The following is a 20,326-nucleotide window of genomic DNA, read 5'->3' on the forward strand; positions in this document are numbered from 1 at the left end:
ATGGCTTAAAAATTGCGCCTGATTATACCAAAACTCTAAATAAATTGGTATCTTTATTGAACAAACTTAGGTGAGTACGTGTCGTAAATCACCTCCTTGCTCAAGGTAAAAATAGTTCGAGTATCCCACTGCCGCTGTTTTTTTGTTTTTACAAGTTTGTTTTGCCGAAACCGGAATACGCATCAATAAAAACCGTTTATCACCTGAATAAACATGTTGAATTAGGACCATTTTGGAAAACAGTTCAGGTAAGATATCGGTGGTATTATATGGCTTAATTACTAAATAATTTTCTCGTCCATTGTCCAGCAAACGGCAAAGTTCATTATTGCTCGCGGCAGGTTTCACTCGACCTCCTGAGTAAAATTGAGCTGAGAATTCTGTTTTATAACTCCAATAAATAAGATAGCTTCCGGCGGCAGGATGTTGCTTTAACCAGGCAGCAACTACAAATTTTTCTGTTTTGGATATTGCTTCTGGTATTGCATTAAATGCAAGAGTTGCCACAAGAAAAAGCACACCTACAAGTATAGAGAGCCATGTAATAAGTTGCTTTGCTCTTAGGATGGCACCAACACGATTCCAGTACGTCACAAAAAAAACTGAAAAAGCAGGAATGCTGGGAAAAACATAGGTATAAATAATGTTTCTGGAAAAAGTAAAAAAGAAGAGCGGAACTATAGTGCACAGAAAAAAATAGCTCAACCACCCGTCATTGTCGACAAATACTTTGCGTGCATTATGCCTGCATTTAATAAACCATGCACCGCCTAGGGCACACCAAGGTAAAGTTCCAATTACAGAATAGACCCAAATCATTCCCCAAGATTGTTGATGTGCATAACCATATTTATCACCTGCCCATCCAGGCTTTAAAAATCGATTGAAATTCTCGCCAATAATAAAATAATTCAAAAAACCTGGCGTTCTTATTTCCGCCCAAATATACCAAGGAAGCGCAATAGTAAGCATTAGCATCACGCCCTTTAGCCAGGGCAATCGCTCCCATAAATTACGCCATTGCTTGCGTAATAAAACCCAAAAAAATATTGGCATTCCGGATAAAACAACGGCAACAGGGCCTTTTGCTAGTAAACCTAACCCCAAACTAATAAAAAAAACATAAGACCAAACTTTACTTCCATCAACCACCGCACGCCAAAAAGCAACCTCAACCAAAGTAATGCACAGGACTAAAGAGGGGTCGGTCATTACAGTTCCTGCATCAAGGAAAAAATACAATGTTCCTGCAAGAATTAAGGTTGTGATCATGGCAATCACATCGCCACTATGTCGTTTAACCAAATACCAAATAAGCCATATTGTAACCAAAGATAGAAACAAGCCGGGTAGCCGAACAGCAAATTCATTCACACCAAAAAGTTTCATTGAAAAAGCAGACAACCAAGTAGACAAAGGAGGTTTCGCCCAAAAAGGAATACCATAATCATGAAGTGGCGTCACCCAATTCCCGGTTTCTAACATCTTGCGGGCAATTTCTGCATAGCGTGCTTCGGAAACATCATTCAATGGAATAAAACATATAGAAATTATTCGACACACGAGAAGAAAGACTAATGCAAAGTAAGCATTATAAAAAAATTGTTGTTGCAACTGTTTTTCGTTTTCAATATTCAAAACAGATCCTCGTTAAAAATTTTCTCTCTTGCAAGCAGGCAAAATCTATGAGTCTGAGGTTTCAACTCGCTTGATCAAGCTACATTGATTAGACACTCAATAAAAAATGACAGGAATATTACCTTTTATTTTAATTAATACAATTTTTTTATGTTTATTGATAAAAAACATAGCCATTTTAAGGCTTAACCATGTGGCTAACATAATGAATTTTATTGCTTTTTACTAAAAGGCTGAAATTGTATAATGAAAATACATGACGAGTGCATTACTTTAGTTTACACTGAGGCCTTGTAAGAAGATCTTACATATCTATCCATCGGACATTTGGAGACTAACATGACGTTTGTATTAAAGGACCTAAGTGAATTAAGAAAACATTTTGATGATACCGTTCAAATTATATTAAAACGTGAACATAAAGGAAAAATTGAAGATCTTACCAACCCTCAAAGAAAATTTGAACTTCAATTCCTCTCTTCAATACTTATTCAAGTAGAAGAACAAGCAAAAGAAAAAGAAAAAAAACCTACTGTAGTTGTAAATCTAACAAATGCTTTTTACGGTGCAATGTTAACAGTAATCCAAGACATCGAAAATAACCGAGGTATGATAGAATCATCTGGTTTACTTAGCGCTCGCCTAAAAGATGCAATAGGCATTAGTGATGATGTCAAAGCAGAAGACAAGCCTGACTTATATCAAATTTCCAAATTCTATACTGCAATAAACGCATTACTAAATCAGGTTTTCATAGGAAATGATTCACGTAATGGATTTGCAAAAAACCATATGTTAACTGCTGTCCCAACAGATAGCTTGGACAAGTTGATTCAAACTTCCTATAAACTTGAAAAAGAAGCCCAGAAAGCAATTGTTGCTTCTTTTACTACGGATGGAACACCTGTTGAACTCGGTAAATTCAAATCAAATAAAAGCTCCCCTGCTTCTGCAACCGATCGATTTGGTGGTTGGGATAAACTCAATGCAGCGCTTGATGAATTAATCAAAGATGAACTTGCTGATAAAAATGTTTCCAAGATTGAAAAGTTAAAATCACCAGAGCGTATTGCCCAGCTGCATTTTCTGAACGCAATAAGAGAAGCACTGAAAACTCAAGAAATCGATGAAGCTGAAAAAGTTGCAATTCTCGCTGGATCCATGCATTTGGTTCGTAAACAAATCGATAATGAGTATGCCTCTTCATACCTTTCAAGATCAGAAAAGTCTGTTATTTTCAAGGGATTAAATAAAATTCTTGCTGTAGATGAAGTAACCCCACAAGATGTTGAATCTTTGGTTACATCAGCAACTCAGTTTATGCAATTTATGACAGTAGCTCCGAAAAATAATGGCAAAAAAGCAATTCGTGATAGCCATATTTTCTCAGCAATTACAGACTTTAATTTAAAAGCTTCTTTTAATTTACTTATTGACATGATCTATGATTGCCGCATCGCATCATTGAGAAGTGTTGTCGATGAATTCAAAAAAGAAACCAAAAAAGAAACCAAAAAATCTGATAAAGAGTCTAAAGGTTACTTAGGCAGCTTCTCTTCTGCACTCAATAAAACCTTCTTTGGAGGCAAAGTCGCAGATGAAGAAGAGGAGGATGAAGAAGAAGATCTGGAACATACCTCGCCTGTGATTGGCAAAAATGGCTAGTTTTAATCTTTAAGCTTTTTTACCTTTATCCTAAAAATAAGGTGGCTAAATTATTTACATTTTACCACCTTATCTTCTTAATATTTTTGTAACCACCCCATAACAGATAAGCCATTTAGGCAAATTTTTTGTTACAATGTCATTTTTCCCTATTTGTTTGTACCTTGCACTAATGAAAATTAAATTAATTATTAAAGATATATCGTTTATTCTCATGGTTTTAATAGCGGCTCAAAACATCAGTTTTGCATTTGGACACCGCGTTTCTAAAGACAGCGCTAATAACGTTAGTAATATTTTAGATTCCGACAATCAATCTCAAGAGCCTCACGATATCAAAAAAGCGTCTCTTAAGCGATTATCTGTTACCCACAAAAAAACAGTATCCATCACCATTGATGATTTACCTTTTGTTGGTGAATATCGAAACTTTCATTTGAATATGATGATCGATACCATGACCAAGGAGCAAGTTCCTGCTACTGGATTTATTATTGCCAGTGAAGTACGCAAGAATAACTGGGAAATACTGCATAAATTTCGTGATGCTGGTTTTGGGTTAGGTAACCACACCCTTACCCATGCGAATTTAAATAAAATGGATACCAAAGAATACATTCAGGAAATTCGAGGTGCAGACAACATTTTACACCCTGTTTTAACGAAACCTAAATATTTTCGTTATCCTTATTTGGCGATGAGTTCCGGACAAAAAAAAGAAGACATACTCTGTTATCTTGCGCGAAAAAATTATCATGTTGCCCCTATTACAATAGACTCTAAAGATTTTGTCTTTAACCAACGTTTGCTATCCGTTCCTGAAATAAGCAGACGCAGCTATCTTGACGAGTTAAAACCTTTTTATCTTGATTTTATTTGGCAACAAACCCTACGTGCTGAGGAACACAATGAATTTCATCAAAATACCGAGCAAGCACAAATTTTATTAATTCATGCTAATTTACTTAATGCTTATGTTTTGCCAGATATCATCAATTTGTATAAAAATAATGGTTATGAATTTGTTAATTTAGAAGATGCATTAAAAACTTTTAAAAATCGAATTCAATGTAATAGGCCTCATGTTCTTGCGCAGAACAAAAAAAGACCTCAGCAATACAAGATTGCAAGCAATGCAGATATTGAGAAATTTATCGAATGGGATTAGAGTCTTTTGACATTTCATTTAATTCTGCCTTCTTCTAGCGCTTTATGCGCGATTCCGTGCATAAAGCGCGGAACGAAGGCTAATGAAGCAATTGTCAACAGTCCCTAGAAAAATGCCCAAAGGGCAAAGCGATCTAGTATTTCTGGTGTCAACAAGGATGCAAAAAACGAATCAAATACGAAGAAAAGGATTCACTTTAATTGAATTGATGATAGCCATATTTATTATGGCTATCCTGGCTGCAATAGCCTACCCATGCTATGTTCATTTCTTGCTAAAAGTACATCGGTCCGATGCTATGGCGACATTAGCCCAAACTCAAATCACTCTGGAACGATGTTATGCCCAAAATTTTTCATATAATGCCCCCTGTAATGCATTACCTTCATTTCCGCAAACATCGACTCAAGGTTTTTACAGTATTAGCTTGGCTCATTTAGGAACCACTACTTATACACTGAAAGCCACCCCCATAGGTAGTCAAACCAAAGATGCGACTTGTGCCAGTATGTATCTTGATCAATCAAACGCGAAGACAGCCATAGACTCATCAGGAGTCGCACAAACCATTTGTTGGAATCCCACATAAATTGAAATGTGTATTTATCTAAATTAAAACGTTATTCTTCCAAATCCATGCAATCTCAGTAAAAAATTTACTTTACAAACAAAAACCTATTCTCTACTATGCCGTTTAACGGATAGTCCAACTTAAAAATGAAATGGAAATTTTTTGCTTTTTCACAGGCATACTCTACCTCTATACGTTGAATCGCTCTATACCTCTAACTTGCTTACTCATCTTTTTCCTCAGTCCAAAGTATTCCCTGATTCTATTTTTTATTCTAGGTGTTTTACTGGCTTATCTGCATCAATCACTTGGTTTACCCAAAGGAATACCCAATATTGCCGTGATCCCCAAAGCAACAATTCAAGGAACAATTGCATCGATTCCTAACCATGATTTTTCCAAAACACAATTCTTATTTTCCCTGGAGCAATATGATAGTCATCCAGCCCAAGGATTAATCCAATTAGCTTGGTATAACAATGCCCCCGAATTACATGCAGGACAACGATGGCAGTTCACCGTAAAATTAAAAAAACCACGGAACTATCTTAACCCAGGAAGCGCCGATTATGTGGGTACACTCAATACACGACATATTCATTGGACTGGTTATATTCTCCCTCATAACAATCACTTATTATCAGAATCTCACTCACATTTTAGTTGGCTTCAAGTTCGTGAACGTCTAGGCAATAAACTCAGCCAATTAGCACCCGATCAATTCACAGCCGGGGTTGTTGAAGCACTAACTTTAAATTTGACAAACCATATTAGCCAACAAAACTGGGATTTATTTAGACGCACGGGCACTACCCATCTATTTGGGATTTCAGGAGAACATATTGCGTTGATATCAGGAATGATTTATTGGCTGATTCGTTGGCTATGGTCTAAAAGCGCCCTATGCTGTTTGTATATTCCAGCGCCCTATGTTGCCAGTGTCAGCGGACTCTTGGCCGCCTTATTTTATGCCTTTTTAGCAGGATTTGCTCCACCAGTACAAAGAGCGTTAATTGGCTGTTTCTTGTATACGTTCTATCGTCTGGGAAAACAACGTTTTTCCGCCTGGCAAATCTGGCGTTATGCCCTTTTTGGCGTTTTATGTATCGAACCACATGCCGTATTCATGCAAGGTTTTTATTTTTCTTTTCTAGCAGTAGCGTGTTTGCTTTTAACCCAACAACGTTGGAGACTAAAAGGATATAAAGGAAGTTTAGCCTTACAATTAAGCTGCTTAATTGGGCTCATGCCTTTAACCCTATACTGGTATTCTTATGGTTCAATTAATGGATTTATTGCGAATTTATTTGCTATTCCTCTCGTTGGCTTTTTGATTGTCCCCACGGCATTAGTAACGATGACACTCTGTTCATGGGGTATTGCCGGTTTCTTAATGAAACCCTTAGCGTTGCTAGTTGACCTGTTATTTAAAGGATTAAGCCTCATTGAACATTTAGAAATCATGAATATCAGCTGGTCTATTCATAGTATTGAACTGGTGATGGTCTTAATGGGTGCTTTGCTGATGTGGATTTTATTGCCAATTAAACCCTTTCAATGGATTGCACTACTTTGGATACTACTTCCATTTTTTCCATCCCATATTGTACTAGCACCAGGAGAAGCAGTAATTGACATTTTAGATGTTGGGCAAGGTTTGGCAGTTGCGATAAGAAGCCAACATCATGTCATGATCTATGATACCGGGGATCGATTTTTCCAAGGAAATGATCTTGGAAACATGGTAATTTTGCCTTATCTAAAAACCTTGGGAATAAAAAAAATTGATGCCGTCGTCATTAGTCATCCCGATAAAGATCACCGTGGTGGGCTTAACTCTCTTGAGAAAGGAATACACGTAGAACAACTATTAGTCAATGAGCCTCGTTACTATAATCATGGTGTATCATGTCATGATTATCCTCAGTGGAAGTGGGATGGCGTCCATTTTCGTTTCTTACCAATCACCGTTCATTTTAAAAATAAAAACAATAATTCGTGTATTCTGCAAGTAAGCACTAAAACCGGAACAGTTTTATTAACTGGTGACATTGAAAAAATAGCCGAAGATTATCTAATAACAACGTATGGAGAACAACTTGCATCCGATGTTTTAATTGTGCCTCATCATGGTAGTAAAACCTCTTCTTCTTATCGATTCTTGCTTGAAGTTGCACCACGCTATGCTATAGCGTCATTAGGCTTTGATAATCGTTTTCATTTTCCTCATGCTAAAACGTTGGCAAGCATGAACTCGTTGGATATTCTCTTTTATAGAACAGATCGCTGCGGCATGGTACGAATTAATTTACCTGCTCAGGGAAAAATAGAAAAACCTATTTGTTTTAGCGACCTCAATAATACCTAGTCCAATATCAAGAACCCGGAGACGTTAGGCTCTACCAGAGCTATAAATTGTTCTTAAATTCGATGCCTGAATTTCGGTCGCACTTTTTTTTAAAAAAGCTATAGTAACTAGTGAAACAACTGATTTGAGCAATTCATGTTAACTGATACAGCAAAAAAAGAATATTACCAGGCCTTACTTGCTAAAGACTCCAAATATGAAGGCCTATTTTATGTTGGAGTGAAATCGACTGGAATATTTTGTCGACCCACCTGCCCTGCAAAAAAACCAAAGTTTGAAAACTGTGAATTTTTTCAAACAGTTCAAGAGGCACTCCTTGCTTCATATAGACCCTGTATGCGCTGCCAGCCAATGTCTTATCCTAATCAGGCTTCTAATTTAATAAAAAAATTAGTTGCAGCGGTAGAAGCCAATCCTGAAAAGAGATGGAAAGACAGGGATTTTGCTGCATTAGGAGTTGATACATCAACGGCACGCAGGCAATTTAAAAAGCGCTTTGGCATGACTTTTGTTGCTTATGCACGCGCAAGAAGAATGGGTATAGCCATGAAACAAATTCGTGAGGGTACAATAGTGACTGAAACACAACTAAATATGGGATATGAATCCAGTAGCGGTTTTCGCGATGCTTTTTCTAAAATAATGGGAGCATCTCCTTCTCAATTAGCAAAACATCCTACTGTTTTAAAGGCCTCTTGGTTCGACTCCCCTCTTGGACCAATGCTTGCAGTAGCTGATGAACACGCTTTATACCTTTTGGAATTCGTAGATCGAAGAGGCTTGGAGCGTGAGGTAGACCGGCTAAGAAATAAAATGAAAGCAGCCATTATCCCAGGAGATACCTCACCAATTCGTTCAATTGAAAAAGAGCTCAAAGCATATTTTGCAGGAACTTTAAAAAAATTTAATACTCCCATACAGATGCTAGGCACCCCTTTTCAAAAAATGGCATGGCATGCTTTGACACTAATTCCTTATGGAGAAACGAGAAGTTATGCCGAACAAGCCCACGCGCTGGGGAAACCTACCGCATACAGAGCAGTTGCCAACGCTAATGGCGCAAACTCGCTTTCGATTATTATTCCCTGTCACCGAATTATTAACTCCAGTGGAAACATAGGAGGTTATGGTGGAGGAATTTCTCGTAAGAAATGGCTCATTGAGCATGAGCAGAAAAATAAATAAACGAATATAACCTCGCAATGTATGAGCCTTTGATACCACATATATAAGTTAATTTGAATATATAGCTATCAAAATGCTTTTTTATTTTCCAAAAAAAACAAGCATAATTTTTAGCCAAGTTAATTTCAGCATATCAAGGTGCAAAACATGCGAGACAAATTTGAATTATTTTATAAAATGCCTCCAGAAATCCAAAACAAAATAGTCCAAGATTTTTCAAACCATGATTTGGGAAGCCTTACCATGGTCTCTAAAACACATGGGACTTTATTTAAACCCCAGTTGGATATACGTCAATTCTTGCACGCAAAAATGCGATTTAGCTGCTCTACAGGTGTTATATAAAGGCAGAACAACGGAATTTAAAAATCTCAAATCGCGACTTGAGAAACAGAAGACTGCGGATAACCAATTCTGTTTTCAAGACTTATTAATCGGATTATGGGTTGATCAAAATGCCCGGCAGCAAAAGCTGCCGAGCACCTATATCGTGTACTTTCCTACCTCACACGTTCGATTTGATTCGAAATGCTTTCCTATAAAAAGCAGCCCTATTTCTTTAAACACTTGTAACTATTATTTACACTTTCTTAACCATTTACTCAGTCGTCTAAAGACACTATGGATTCCACCGAGCCATCACTAAGGGCACATAATGAACTTCTTTTTATTTCAAAAATCCGATATAAATTCAGCGGTAATAATAACGAATGCAAAATAAAAATCGGGTAAAGAGTACTACCAAGCGCATACATTATAAATGCTACATTGGAGCAAATAGCGATAAGACGTAATGTCAAAATCCTTTTAACATAGAAAGTCGCTAAAACCAGGCAACAGGCAACATAGCCAATAATTTCGATCGTTGATTCCATTTCAACTCCCAACTTACAATCCATTCCTATTCAACATACACCTAGTATGCATGACTCGCAAGTGGGCATGATATTGTAATTTAGATAAAACGAAGTGAAATTTGTTTAGCAAATAATCAAAAATGAATAATCTGGATTTCGCTTCGTTTTCTCTGGACTATAGAGGCAATGGAGTTGTAGATGAGGGGAGCGTCGGCATATAAATTCGTTCATTAATAAAAGTAATTGCTTCTCGTTCAAATGTTATTTTAATTGCAGAGAGCACTTCATCACGTACGGTGGCCAGATCGCTTTTTGACCAATACAATACTTTAAGTTCAACACCGCCTCTATCAATCATCTGCGATAATAAAATTTGGGTTTTGGGTGTTGGTAAAATATGACTGCACTCCTCACAAATCTTATGAAGTAATGATTTAATATGATTTACATCATGTACCGCATCAATTCGAAGTATTATCTCATCACGTTTTTGGGGATAAATACTTAAATTGGTAATTTCTGACTTAATTAACCCTTCGTTAGGAATGCGAATCAAACGATTATCATTGGTTTTGATTTTGGTTGATAACCAGTCAATTGTTTCTACCGTTCCCTTAATATCCTTAATGGAAATCACATCTCCTACTTTAAAAGGGCGCTCAAATAATAGAAATACCCCACTAATAAGATTTGATGCGGCCGTTTGCGAAGCGAAACTTAAAGCTACAGTAAATAGACCTGCTGTACCTAGCAATAAGGTTAGTTTAAACCCCAACTCATGCAATGCTGAAATCGAAAACAGCAAAAACAAACCGTAATAAATAACTCGACTGGATAACATTGCAAGGTGTTTTGAAAATCGATTTTCAATTATTTTTTCAACCCAATGGCTGATTTTTTTGGCCAAAAAATAACCAAAAATGAGTAGAAGTAGCGCAAAAGCAATATGTTCCCAATTTATATGCTTCAGATATTCTAATGTGTAATTCATAAGAGACTCATGTAAAATGCAGAAAACAATCAAAAATGGTATCAATATTCACCAATAGATACTATAGGCTTTTTATCAATCCGAAGAATATCTCATGAAACCCAAAACCATTGCATAATGGTTTTTTAAAATAAAAACCCACTCAATGTATGTGTGGGTTAAAAAATGAAATCACTATTTATGGTTTTAGTAACAAGACTCTTGTAACCAACAATGTCCATATCTATTACATACGCGAACAGTTTGACATGAGGGATAGTAATAATCGTTATAGTAAGGAACTCCAATAACAACTCCAGTACCCCAACCACCATAACCACCCCAGCCACCATAACCACCGTGCCAACCGCTATGATAGTAACCACCGTGCCAGCCCCCACCATGCCAGCCTCCGCCATGCCAGCCTCCACCGCCATGCCAACCCCCATGTGCGGAGCACGCTCCAGCAGTAAATAGGCCTAGAGCAAAAACTGCAATGCATATGATTTTACTCATACTATTTCTGCTCATGATCATTCCTCGATTCTAATATCCATAAGTTTAATTATAGCTCAAGCACGCCTTAATAATAGTTTCTCTGTCAATTTTTTGTTACTTAAAAAGTGAATTTGAAATATATCTAATCAAAAAAAACAATAAGTGTCTATTTTCTATTTAGGGTGATTAATGAAGTCGCAATAAAATAATCAAATTTGGTACTAATTTAAAGTTGTATTTAAAATGAAACATAAGTATCATTATTCTAATTTAGATCAGCAGATAGTGACATGACTGAGCTGAATAAAACACATATTGAAAAGCTCGTGACCCATTTTTACCAAAAAGTGCAAAAAGATGAGGTCCTTGGTCCTATCTTTAATGATGTGGCACAAGTTGATTGGGATGAACATATCCCCCTTCTGTGTCAATTTTGGAATAGTATCATGTTGAAAACCAATGAATATCACGGCAATGCTTATCAAAAACATGTCCTATTAAAAAAAATCGCCCATATTGAAGAAGCACATTTTGTCCGTTGGCTGGATTTATTTCAGAAAGAAGCGGAATATCATTTACCTGTGAAAATTGCAGAGGAAATAGTTCAAAAAGCCTCATTGATTGCAGAGTCTCTAAAATATGGAATGCTGTGTCGAGAAAAGAGAGTTAAAGAACATGCTTAAACCACTTACCCGTGATATTCTAGTAACCTTAATCATTAAGTTTAGCTTGTTGATTTTATTATGGATAATTTGCTTTAAAGACGTGGAAAAACCACATCTGAGCAATGAGCAGTGGCTGTTAGGAACGATTCAAGCAAAAGAATATTTTCCTTCTAAAGAAAAATAAACAAGGGAAATCCTTAGCATTTTCCAAGATAAACATTGGAATTTAAGGGTTTTATCAATACAGTACATGACATGAGAGGTGAGTAATGATTCCTGGTAGTGACCTGGTCGATCTTTCCCGTTTACAGTTTGCTCTAACTGCGCTTTATCATTTTCTTTTTGTCCCACTCACGTTGGGTTTGTCGTTACTTTTAGCTGTCATGGAAACAATCTATGTAATGACTGGCCGTGATATTTGGCGACAAATGGTCAAATATTGGGGCGTTCTCTTCGGTATTAATTTTGTTTTAGGTGTAGCTACCGGATTGACCATGGAGTTCCAGTTTGGAACAAATTGGGCCTACTATTCCCATTATGTTGGTGATGTTTTTGGTGCTCCACTGGCTATTGAAGGACTTATGGCTTTCTTTTTAGAGGCCACTTTTGTCGGCTTGTTCTTTTTCGGCTGGGATAGATTAAGTCGCGTGCAGCATATGTGTTGTACCTGGTTGCTCGCTTTAGGCACAAATCTTTCAGCATTATGGATTTTGATTGCCAATGGCTGGATGCAAAACCCTGTCGGGGCGGAATTTAATTTCCATACCATGCGCATGGAAGTCACTGATTTTGTTGCCGTGATGTTTAATCCGGTTGCCCAAGCCAAATTCGTTCATACTATTAGTGCTGGCTACGTTACTGGTTCAATCTTTGTCTTATCCATTAGCGCCTACTTTTTATTACGCGGCAGAAACATCAACTTTGCCAAACGGTCAATAACCGTGGCAGCAAGCTTTGGACTTGCATCTGCTTTAGCCGTAGTTGTATTGGGCGATGAAAGCGGTCATCTTGACAATGAAAATCAAAAAATGAAATTCGCAGCAATCGAAGCCATGTGGCATACGGAAAAAGCTCCTGCTGGCCTAACAGTTTTCGGCATTCCTAATGAAGAAACAATGACAACTGATTATGCCTTGAATATCCCTTATGTTTTGGGATTAATTGCAACACGTACGTTCACGCAACCATTACAAGGTATTGCTGAGTTAATCGATCAAGGAAAAGAACGCATCAAAGAAGGAATGCTTGCTTATGAAGCATTAACCCGATTACAAAAAAATCCTAATGACGAACAAGCAAAAGCAGATTTTACCGCTCACAATAAATATTTGGGTTACGGCCTGCTTTTGAAGAAATATACTGAGAAGGTAGTTGATGCAACTGAAGATCAAATTAACCAAGCAGCACATGATCTGAAACCTCGTGTCACTCCTTTATTTTTCTCGTTTCGTATTATGGTCGCTTGCGGATTCTTCTTCATTCTCTTATTTGCAATAGGCTTCTACTTGTCTATGAGACGTAAATTACATACTACCCGCTGGTATTTGCGCATGGCATTTTTCTCATTGCCATTACCTTGGATTGCTGCAGAGCTAGGTTGGGTCGTTGCAGAATATGGACGCCAACCTTGGGTAGTCCAGGATATCCTACCTACTGCTATGGGTACATCTACTTTAAGTACTACTCAAGTATTAACCTCAATAACGGGTTTTATCCTCTTTTATTCAGTTCTTGCCGTGGTTGAAATTTTCTTGATGGTTAAGTACATCCGTCTTGGCCCTGATAATATGGCTCACTAGGAGATTCATTATGCCTTTGGATTATGAAACATTACGAATTATATGGTGGATTCTACTCGGTTTATTACTGATTGGTTTTGCGATCATGGATGGTTTTGACCTGGGTGTTGCCATGTGGCTACCGTGGCTTGCAAAAACAGATACAGAACGGCGCATATTAATTAATAGCATTGGGCCGACTTGGGAAGGAAACCAAGTCTGGTTTATTCTGGGTGGAGGTGCAATCTTTGCTGCCTGGCCAGCCTTATATGCCCTCTCCTTCTCAGGTTTTTATTTGGCGATGCTGGTAGTATTGTTGGCTCTAATTTTGCGTCCTGTTGGATTTAAATACCGTTCAAAACTAACCAATCCTCAATGGCGCTCATTTTGGGATTATGCATTATTTGTCGGCGGCTTTGTACCTGCGCTGATATTTGGGGTTGCCGTTGGCAATGTATTACAAGGCGTTCCTTTTTATTTTGATGAATACTTACGACCATTCTATACTGGCAGCTTCTTTGGCCTATTAAATCCTTTTGCCCTATTGTGTGGATTACTGTCCGTGTTGATGCTCGCCATGCATGGTGCTTTTTTTCTTAACTTGAGGACAGAGGGTCATATACAACAACGAGCCCGAAGTGCAGCAAAGATATCTGCGCTACTTGCCTTATTACTTTTTATCAGTGCGGGAATTTGGCTTCATTACGGTATTGATGGCTATAGTCTAACGAGTAATTTAGCCCATGATGGCCCATCAAACCCCCATTACAAGACGGCTATTCGGCAAGCAGATGCTTGGTTTTCCAACTACCGTAGTCTGCCCATAACCTTATTTGCTCCGGGGATTGGAATTATTGCAGCCTTACTTGCGCTTATTGCTGCAAAACATATTAAAACTGCTTTTATTTGCAGTGCTCTTTCTGTTGCTGGGATTATCTCCACCGTGGGTGTTAGTATGTTTCCATTTATACTGCCCTCATCATCTAATCCTGAGCAAAGCTTGCTTGTATGGGATAGCTCTTCAAGCCAGTTAACTTTGTTTATTATGCTAGTAGCTACTGTTATTTTCTTACCTATAGTTTTGGCCTATACCGCCTGGGTTTATCGCGTATTAAGAGGAAAAATAACAGAACAAACAATTATTAAAAATCAAGATACGGCCTATTAGGAGGTTATTATGTGGTATTTTTCTTGGATTTTGGGTACTGGTCTGGCCTGCTGTTTTGCCATCTTAAATGCAATGTGGCTTGAACTCGATGACTCAAAGGATGAGCCCAAATAAACCTAAGCCATAACCCGAGAAATGATATTTCTCGGGTTTCTGCTATTCATGCAATAAGCTATAACCCCACCCAACGAATAAACTCATTGTGCGCATTTAAATTAACTGAAGGGCCGCCCTCAAAATAAACTGTAAAACTATTCGCAAGCTCATTTGTTCTGGATAAACCACCATTAATTTTGACCTCTTTGATTTTGCCTAAATTGACAATCTGCATTTGCGTTTCATAATAACCACCCCGCACTATTTTTAAAACAGGTATTACAAAATGAATGGCATTTATGCCGTCGTCTTGGCTTGCAGTACTATCCCTCGTGTTATTTTTAGCCAAATAATAAAGTTCTGATGCGTTCAGTGCAATGTACTCTGCATTATTGATCTGGCGTCGTAGCATCCGTGTCAATGGTGCTGTAGTATGAAATACACGTTCGTAAGTATCTGCGGAAATGACTGCAACAGGTTTACTTTCAGCATTCTTACTGCCTTTATAGCCACTACCCACGAATAAAATAGCATCACGATGTTCATCAGGAGCAGAGACCGGTACTTGGATTGTAGGATCATTCGTATGTTGAGCCGCGGTAGTTTTATCACAATTTAAAAATTTTGATTTGGCAAACCACGCATCGCTAGGATAATAAATGACCAATAAGGATTTATCCTTTATCGTATTAATAATTCCTTGGGAAGTCGCTAAAGGAAGCGCAGGACATCCCCAACTTCGTCCGGGTCGTCCATATCTTTTAATGAAACCTTCTTCTACATACCAACCAGAATGCATCACAACAGACCGACTTGATGCATTATCGTTAAAATTACGATCCAAACCATCCAAACGTAATGAAAGACCATCACGGCCATAATAAGCTTGTTGGGTTTGATAAACTCCAATACTGCTTGCTTTACTGTTAAATTTATTAGAAAAGAAATTAGTCAATAAAGCCCCAGATTTAATACCGTGCGAAACATAGGTATAAAACAATAATTTTCTTGCTTTTAAATCAAAAACCCAGAAACGCTTCTCATTGGAAGGTAAAGAGTAATCAATAATGGTTAAAATATTATTATGTTCCACATTATAATTTGTAGCACACTTGAGGGTAGTAAGTACTTTGTTAATCACAAGCGGATTTAAATTAGGCGCTTCATGTGCCAACAATGACTTAATATCATTTAAGTAAAGATCGTTAATTTGCTCGAGCCCCGGAAAAGGTGCTATTTCACTGATGAAACGAGCATCATCCTTCATAGTTCGAGCCTGAGGGAGCTCCAAAGGAAGTTGCGGAAAATAGCTTATGGTTGCTGCTAAAAATAATAGCAGAAGAGCGCTCATGATTTGTCCTTATTTTTATTTGTTCAAATCCTGTATTTTTAATATAGCTCAAATTTTTCATTGCAACTGATATTTTATGAAACGCCAAGTGATTTATTTTTAAGCAATTTGAATTCATTGAGGAGGTTGAGCGCTCACGCTCAACCTAAATCGATTACATGGTTTTTGCAGGGGTTTCTGAGGTATTTTCTTCATTGGGTTCATATCTGTAACAAATACTCGTTACTGCGTTGGTCATATGCAAAAAAGCATTTCCTAAGCTCACTGGAAGCGAATTTGAAGTGCAACCTGATGTAGCTCCTGCATAAACAGTACCCAAACTTGTAAAATTAAGAGCGGCATTTCCTATACTAGACAAAGCATTATCATTGCTACTAAAGGTAACTACATTAAGCGCAAGCATAGCTATCTCAAAACCATTTTCCCAAACCGTTTCCGGATTAGAAAATAGATTATAAGCAGCCATTGTTAGAGCAAGACCATTTGCAACTTGCATCGTTGCACGCCATCTATTTTCCTTATTAAAAAAACTTATCACGTTTATCCTCCTTAATGCAGTTAAATCTGATCGAACTTTAAACATTAAGTTTTTAAAAATCAAGCACTTTATGGGATTGTTTGCAAGAGTAACCTATGTGAAAGGCTCCAGCTATTGAAAGCAAAATGAAGAGTTATATCCACCAGATAAGGACTCCATTTTTTCTTCAATTTGGCGAGCTACTTTTAAATAATGATCCTGGTTTTGGCTATCAAACAGTTGATCCATAAGCTGCTGGCCTTCCTTGCTATTAATAAAGTCACGCTGTTCTGCTGTTATGACCTTGACGGTACAATTGTTCATTACCCAGTTGTATGAGTTAATTGGTGTGGATTTTTTAAAAAAATTCGCTTTAAATTGCATCTAATTTCTCTTAGAAAAAAACTAAGTGAGGCATAATAATTAGGGATGCTTAAAAAAGCGATATTTTACTTATCAATATTAAAATTAACCTCTAAATGCATTATTATTGTTTTGATTTGTACCTCTTATATCGATATATCAATTCTAAATAAGCTAAACCAGGTCTTCATGGCCTCTTCATAAAATGCACTTCAATTCAAGTAAACATCTTCGGCTATCTACAATACGAAGACAATGATAGATTGATCCTTTATTGTTTATGCATTATGTTTTGTCCTTTTTTAACATTACCGATACTTCATAATGACTCATTCTTCGACATCTGAACGATCTTATTTCAAAAAGTCTCTGCACTTGCTGTCTGATTATTTTTTAAATTCAAATGATAAATGGAAGGCATGGGCGTTATTTTTGGGTTGTGTTTTAAGTACATTAACAATGATTGGTCTTAGTTTTGTTTTAGGATGGTGGTGCTTTCCATATATTTTTGCCGCATTTATAGTTAAAGATACTGCTATTTTGTTAATGGGATTAGGGGCTGGTCTTTTAATTGCTGGTGCGATGGCTGGTTTTAATTATTTGACCAATTTTTTAAAAAATGAATTGTACATTAATTGGCGGTGCTGGTTAACTAAAAAAATAATCAATAAGTACTTGAATAACAATACAAATTATCTGGAAATTTCCCGAATTTATAATGACATTGATAACCCGGAACAACGTATTCAAGAAGACATAGATAAAGTTGTTGATTCATTTCTGAACTTATCTTTAGGGTTTATCGATAACCTTTCAAATCTGGTCATTTATACTGTACTTTTAAGTTTAGCAGGCGGCTCATTATCCATTATGCTTTTTGGGGGAACTATAATAATCCCAGGATTTTTAGTATTGGTGGCACTGGGAGTAGGTATTGGAACTTCGCTCATCGGTTATTTTATAAATAGGTCTTTGCGCGAATCAACTAATGAAGAGACAATTGCTCAATCCAATTTACGCTCTGATTTGCAACATATTAAAACGTTCTCTGAAGAAATCGCAATTGAACATGCGGAGAAATACTACCAAAACCGATTGGAGAAAGAGGTAGATGTATTAAATATAAAAACCAGAAAACGATTGTCCATTCAAAATGAAACCGCCTCATTTAATTTATTTAATGGGATACTCCAGGCAATTATCCCAGTCATCGCGGCAGCACCTTTATATTTCACTGATCTTATTACTTTGGATGTATTTTATTCTGCAGGATATTATTTTTCCATGATAACACGCTCTTTAAACTGGTTTATCAACTCTTTTGAAACGATTAATAAATTCCAAACGAGCTTAGGACGTATTGTAACGTTACAACAAACTTTGGATCAAAATAATGATGAATCCACCAAGAACATCATTCGCACTATAGGGCTTCAAAATAGAAACCTTATGGTACGAAATTTAGACCTTCACTTACACGGGAGTAATGAATTAGTCATTAAAGGTCTTAATTTACAATTTAAACCGGGAATTCATACTCTGATTCAAGCCCCTTCAGGAACAGGAAAAAGCAGTCTTTTTAAAGCAATAGCAGGAACATGGTTATCCGGCGAGGGAGAAATTCTTATCCCCAATAGCCTGGAATCTGTTTATTTTTTACCACAAAAGCCCACTCTTCCAAATGACACTCTGAGGGCGGTACTCGCTTACCCTGATGCAAACTGTTCTTATTCTGATAGTGAATTGATTTCAGCTTTAAAAGCCGTAAATCTGGAATCACTTGCAGACAAATTGGATGAGCAAATTGGTTTTAAATCATTAGGTGAGCAACAACGAATTGCCTTTGCACGTGTATTACTCAGAAAACCCGACTGGATATTCCTGGATGAGGCCACCGCTTCTTTAGATGAACATGTGGAGGAGCACGTATATTGTCGACTCAAGGAACTTCTGCCAAATACTACAATCATTAGTATCGCGCATCGCTCTACAGTGAGACATCATCATGATAATGTTTTATTTTTTAATGTGAACACTAAGAAAGAAGTCAAGGTTGAAGAAAAGCAAGCGGTATTAGGTGTCATATAGAATAACCACCAAGATCGTGTTCATTATTTTCGCGCGAAAGAGCCATAATTATATCCGGCAGCTAAATCCTGATACAGATTGACAATAGTAATTAATTGCTCCAGCTTGTGTTGGTTTACTTCAATAGCGAGTTGATCTAATTTGACTTTTTCTTCAATCAAAACAAGATGGCTGATAATTCCTCTTTGATATAAATTCTGATTTAATCGATAAGCATTCCTTAGTTCGCGCTCTGCCCTCATTACATCATTAAGTCGCTTTGTATACAGTTCATGCGCGGATAAATCATTTGTTACATCTCTAAGTACTTTGCGTAAGGTATCAGTGTAACGGTAATAGGACGCTTTATTTAAGCCTTTGGCTTTTTGTAATTGGCCTATAGCAGATGCCCTTAAAAAAGGGACTTCAAGAATGGCCTGATTAAAATGAATCGCCTGGCCTAATTGCCCCCCATTGGCAACTTTAGCTATTTCACCACGTGCCATAGCTAAATTGATGGTGGGCAAGAAATGAGAAAAAGCGATACCAATTCCCGAATTGGCGGCACATAACTCTTGTGTTGCTTGCATCATGTCAGGGCGATTTTCAATAATAGTTAAGGGAAGAGCACCAATAATCATTTGTTGGCTATTTAAGTCTCTAAAGTGCCGTTGCATCGGAAATCCCCCTGGATTTTCATTCAGTAAATAATGCAAAGCATTTTCGCTAACCACGATATTTTGTTGCACTATTCGTTCTTTAGCCTGGATTAATGAACGCTCTGTTTTGGCAAGTTCTAATTGAGTTCGTGCAAATAACCCACCTTGATACATCGCTTGAGTAATAGTAATTAATTGAGACAGATCATTCGCCAAAGAATGTAACAAACTTAATTGTTCCATTTGGCTTTGATAATTAAAGTAAGTGCTGGCAATCTGATTTATCACAGCCAGTCGAACGCCATAATACATTGCTTTTGTTGCTTTTAATTCATATTTGGCTCTCTGTTGTTCTTTAATCTGTTTAAAGATATTAATGGTATAAGATGGAACAACTGTAAGTAGAACGCCAGGAAAACCTAAATAAGGGAAGGAAGAATAACCTGCATTCCCCGTGGCTTCAGGAATCCAATTCAGTTGTACGCGCTTTAATTCACCTTGCGCTGCTTGAATATGAGCCATAGCGACTTTCACATCGTTATTATTGACCAGGCCTTTGTCAATTAGTGAATTTAAATTAGGGTCTTTAAATTGTTTCCACCATGGAAAACAAGGCAGGTTTTCATCGGAATTTATGAATTTAGAATCTTTGACAGTCCATTGATTAGGAGTAAGTAACGGCTTAGAGGTATGCTGAGTACAGGAATTCAACATGAAACCTAAAATCAGTAAGCCAATCATC

20 protein-coding genes are annotated in these 20,326 nt (G+C 37.2%); 12 read left to right on the top strand and 8 right to left on the bottom strand.

The features are described from left to right. Positions 1–66: 66 nt before the first annotated feature. Entirely contained in the window at positions 67–1,638 is a 1,572-nt protein-coding gene (locus tag DGG96_RS13580; RefSeq protein WP_110143192.1) for an ArnT family glycosyltransferase, read from the bottom strand. 339 nt (positions 1,639–1,977) lie between these two features. Between DGG96_RS13580 and DGG96_RS13585 the strand changes: the two genes are divergently transcribed. The 6 genes from DGG96_RS13585 (at position 1,978) to DGG96_RS13610 (ending at position 8,940) form a co-directional block, all read left to right on the top strand. Beyond that, positions 1,978–3,303: a hypothetical protein gene (locus DGG96_RS13585; RefSeq protein WP_110143193.1), complete on the top strand. Its 1,326-nt coding sequence runs from the start codon at positions 1,978–1,980 to the stop codon at positions 3,301–3,303. A gap of 172 nt (positions 3,304–3,475) precedes the next feature. Then, a complete protein-coding gene (locus DGG96_RS13590) occupies positions 3,476–4,471 on the top strand; it encodes a polysaccharide deacetylase family protein (protein WP_110143242.1) in 996 nt (331 codons plus the stop codon). Positions 4,472–4,628: 157 nt separating this feature from the next. Then, the gene (locus tag DGG96_RS13595) at positions 4,629–5,060 is read left to right on the top strand and encodes a type IV pilin protein (RefSeq protein WP_110143194.1); all 432 of its coding nucleotides are present in this window, start codon (positions 4,629–4,631) and stop codon (positions 5,058–5,060) included. A 133-nt stretch (positions 5,061–5,193) separates the two neighbouring features. Beyond that, positions 5,194–7,410, top strand: a complete 2,217-nt coding sequence (locus tag DGG96_RS13600) for a DNA internalization-related competence protein ComEC/Rec2 (RefSeq protein ID WP_110143195.1) — start codon at positions 5,194–5,196, stop codon at positions 7,408–7,410. 135 nt (positions 7,411–7,545) lie between these two features. Continuing rightward, the gene (locus DGG96_RS13605; RefSeq protein WP_110143196.1) at positions 7,546–8,595 is read left to right on the top strand and encodes a bifunctional transcriptional activator/DNA repair enzyme AdaA; all 1,050 of its coding nucleotides are present in this window, start codon (positions 7,546–7,548) and stop codon (positions 8,593–8,595) included. 147 nt (positions 8,596–8,742) lie between these two features. Further along, complete coding sequence (locus DGG96_RS13610; RefSeq protein WP_110143197.1) at positions 8,743–8,940, top strand: hypothetical protein; 198 nt, start codon at positions 8,743–8,745, stop codon at positions 8,938–8,940. 257 nt (positions 8,941–9,197) lie between these two features. Here DGG96_RS13610 and DGG96_RS13615 read toward each other — a convergent pair whose 3' ends face one another. The 3 genes from DGG96_RS13615 to DGG96_RS13625 form a co-directional block, all read right to left on the bottom strand. Further along, the gene (locus DGG96_RS13615) at positions 9,198–9,470 is read right to left on the bottom strand and encodes a hypothetical protein (protein WP_110143243.1); all 273 of its coding nucleotides are present in this window, start codon (positions 9,468–9,470) and stop codon (positions 9,198–9,200) included. Positions 9,471–9,627: 157 nt separating this feature from the next. Further along, on the bottom strand, positions 9,628–10,443 hold the full coding sequence (locus tag DGG96_RS13620) for a mechanosensitive ion channel family protein (protein WP_110143198.1): 816 nt from the start codon (positions 10,441–10,443) through the stop codon (positions 9,628–9,630). Positions 10,444–10,629: 186 nt separating this feature from the next. Next, a complete protein-coding gene (locus DGG96_RS13625; RefSeq protein ID WP_110143199.1) occupies positions 10,630–10,953 on the bottom strand; it encodes a hypothetical protein in 324 nt (107 codons plus the stop codon). A 257-nt stretch (positions 10,954–11,210) separates the two neighbouring features. Here DGG96_RS13625 and DGG96_RS13630 point away from each other — a divergent pair, with 257 nt between their 5' ends. The 5 genes from DGG96_RS13630 (at position 11,211) to cydX (ending at position 14,645) form a co-directional block, all read left to right on the top strand. Next, positions 11,211–11,603: a group III truncated hemoglobin gene (locus DGG96_RS13630; RefSeq protein ID WP_110143200.1), complete on the top strand. Its 393-nt coding sequence runs from the start codon at positions 11,211–11,213 to the stop codon at positions 11,601–11,603. Continuing rightward, the gene (gene cydP / locus DGG96_RS20875) at positions 11,596–11,769 is read left to right on the top strand and encodes a cytochrome oxidase putative small subunit CydP (RefSeq protein WP_165831616.1); all 174 of its coding nucleotides are present in this window, start codon (positions 11,596–11,598) and stop codon (positions 11,767–11,769) included. Before DGG96_RS13630 ends, cydP begins: the two co-directional genes overlap by 8 nt. 85 nt (positions 11,770–11,854) lie before the next feature. Next, on the top strand, positions 11,855–13,384 hold the full coding sequence (locus DGG96_RS13635; RefSeq protein ID WP_110143201.1) for a cytochrome ubiquinol oxidase subunit I: 1,530 nt from the start codon (positions 11,855–11,857) through the stop codon (positions 13,382–13,384). Positions 13,385–13,394: 10 nt separating this feature from the next. After that, positions 13,395–14,531, top strand: a complete 1,137-nt coding sequence (gene cydB, locus DGG96_RS13640; protein ID WP_110143202.1) for a cytochrome d ubiquinol oxidase subunit II — start codon at positions 13,395–13,397, stop codon at positions 14,529–14,531. A 9-nt stretch (positions 14,532–14,540) separates the two neighbouring features. Next, entirely contained in the window at positions 14,541–14,645 is a 105-nt protein-coding gene (gene cydX, locus DGG96_RS13645) for a cytochrome bd-I oxidase subunit CydX (RefSeq protein ID WP_110143203.1), read from the top strand. Between the two features lie 58 nt (positions 14,646–14,703). Here cydX and DGG96_RS13650 read toward each other — a convergent pair whose 3' ends face one another. The 3 genes from DGG96_RS13650 to DGG96_RS13660 all read right to left on the bottom strand — a co-directional run bounded on the left by DGG96_RS13650 (position 14,704) and on the right by DGG96_RS13660 (position 16,879). Beyond that, a complete protein-coding gene (locus tag DGG96_RS13650) occupies positions 14,704–15,978 on the bottom strand; it encodes a murein L,D-transpeptidase catalytic domain family protein (RefSeq protein ID WP_110143204.1) in 1,275 nt (424 codons plus the stop codon). Between the two features lie 154 nt (positions 15,979–16,132). Next, positions 16,133–16,516: a hypothetical protein gene (locus DGG96_RS13655; RefSeq protein WP_110143205.1), complete on the bottom strand. Its 384-nt coding sequence runs from the start codon at positions 16,514–16,516 to the stop codon at positions 16,133–16,135. A gap of 111 nt (positions 16,517–16,627) precedes the next feature. Next, positions 16,628–16,879, bottom strand: a complete 252-nt coding sequence (locus DGG96_RS13660; RefSeq protein ID WP_110143206.1) for a hypothetical protein — start codon at positions 16,877–16,879, stop codon at positions 16,628–16,630. A 303-nt stretch (positions 16,880–17,182) separates the two neighbouring features. Here DGG96_RS13660 and DGG96_RS13665 point away from each other — a divergent pair, with 303 nt between their 5' ends. After that, entirely contained in the window at positions 17,183–18,946 is a 1,764-nt protein-coding gene (locus DGG96_RS13665; RefSeq protein WP_110143207.1) for an ABC transporter ATP-binding protein/permease, read from the top strand. A gap of 23 nt (positions 18,947–18,969) precedes the next feature. Here DGG96_RS13665 and DGG96_RS13670 read toward each other — a convergent pair whose 3' ends face one another. Continuing rightward, positions 18,970–20,325, bottom strand: coding sequence for a TolC family protein (locus DGG96_RS13670; protein WP_233590481.1), 1,356 nt, complete (start codon positions 20,323–20,325; stop codon positions 18,970–18,972). Between the last annotated feature and the right edge of the window lies 1 nt (position 20,326).

The sequence above is a fragment of the Legionella qingyii genome, from assembly GCF_003184185.1.